Raw genomic sequence first — 1,730 nt, 5'->3', positions numbered from 1 at the left:
TATTATAAACGATTCATAATGTCTTCTTTAATAGTAAGTAACTTTTGTTCACTATTTTGTAAAGAACTATCTTTTACACCAAAGTAAAACTTAATCTTCGGCTCAGTTCCAGATGGACGTAGGCAGAACCATGAACCATCCTCTAATTGATATTTTAACACATTTGATTTCGGTAAGTGAATCTCTTCTTTATGTCCATCTTGTAAAGATGTAACGATGCTTGCTTTATAGTCTTCCACTGCTACGACTGTTAAGCCCGCTACTTCTTTCGGAGGATTCTCACGGAATGTTGCCATCATCTCTTGGATTTTTTCAGCTCCATCTTTTCCTTTTAACGTTAACGATACAAGGTCTTCACGGAAGAAACCGTACTTCTCAAATACTTCTAATAGACCGTCATATAACGTTTTCCCTTGTGATTTGTAGTATGCAGCTACTTCACATGCAAATAGGACAGACTGTACTGCATCTTTATCACGGCAGAATGGGCGGATTAAATAACCATAGCTTTCCTCATAACCGAATTGGAATTCATATTGTCCGCTTTCTTCATACTGCCTAATTTTCTCACCGATAAATTTAAATCCAGTTAACGTATCAACTGTATCTAAACCGTATGCTTTCGCAATTGTACGACCAATCTCAGACGTTACGATTGTTTTTAATACGACACCGCTCTCCGGAAGCGTTCCGTTTTCTTTCTTTTGAGATAGTAAGTAATCAAGCATTAATGCACCTGTTTGGTTTCCTGTTAATACTTGGAACTCACCATTATGATTACGCACTGCTACACCTAGACGATCTGCGTCAGGATCAGTTGCGATTAATACATCTGCGCCTACCTTTTCACCGTCACGAATGGCATACTCAAACGCTGCGTGCTCTTCTGGGTTCGGTGATTTTACTGTAGAGAAGTTTGGATCTGGTAACTCTTGCTCTTTTACAACTGTCACATCTGTAAATCCAACTTCTTTTAAACCACGGCGTACAGAAATATTTGATGTTCCGTGTAATGGTGTAAAGACGATTTTTAAGTCTTTACCAACCTTTTGCACCATTTCTTTATTAATGATGACATTGTTCAATTCTGCAGCATATGCATCATCTACTTCTTGTCCAATAATATGTAATAAACCGTCAGCTTTTAATTGCTCTACATCAGCGACTTCAACTGTTAATTCATCTTCTACTGCATTTACGTAGCTAATTAACTCATCTGCTTCTTTTGGAGGTAACTGTCCACCATCTTCACCGTATACTTTGTATCCGTTATATTCAGGTGGATTATGGCTTGCCGTAAGAACGATTCCACTTACTGTATGTAAATGACGAACTGCGAAAGAAAGTACTGGCGTTGGACGTAAGCTTTCAAACACATATGTTGTGATACCGCGTGCCCCAAGTGTAGCAGCAACTTCCATTGCGAACTCAGGTGATTTATGACGAGAATCATAGGCTACAACAACACCGCGTTTTTTCGCTTCCTCACCTAATTTTTCAATAAAGCTTGCTAATCCTTTTGTTGCTTTACGAACTGTATATACGTTTAAACGGTTCGTACCAGCACCAAGTTCACCACGCATACCACCTGTGCCAAACTCTAGATTTTTATAAAAGCTATCCTCGATTTTCTTCTCATCTTGCTTCATATTTTCTAGCTGTTCTTTTAATTCTGCATCTAATTGTGCGTAAGAAAGCCAGCGACTAAATTCTTGTTTCCAATTCATTCT

General features: G+C 38.4%; 1 protein-coding gene. It reads right to left on the bottom strand.

What is annotated here, in order from left to right; genetic code table 11:
* Positions 1-2: 2 nt before the first annotated feature.
* A complete protein-coding gene (locus MR168_RS32820; RefSeq protein ID WP_086412241.1) occupies positions 3-1,727 on the bottom strand; it encodes a phospho-sugar mutase in 1,725 nt (574 codons plus the stop codon).
* Between the last annotated feature and the right edge of the window lie 3 nt (positions 1,728-1,730).

It is taken from the genome of Bacillus cereus group sp. BfR-BA-01356 (genome assembly GCF_022663635.1).
GTDB classification, from domain to species: Bacteria; Bacillota; Bacilli; order Bacillales; family Bacillaceae_G; genus Bacillus_A; species Bacillus_A cereus.
The sequence above is the reverse complement of the archived record's forward strand: the minus strand, read 5'-3'. Positions and strand labels throughout refer to the sequence as shown.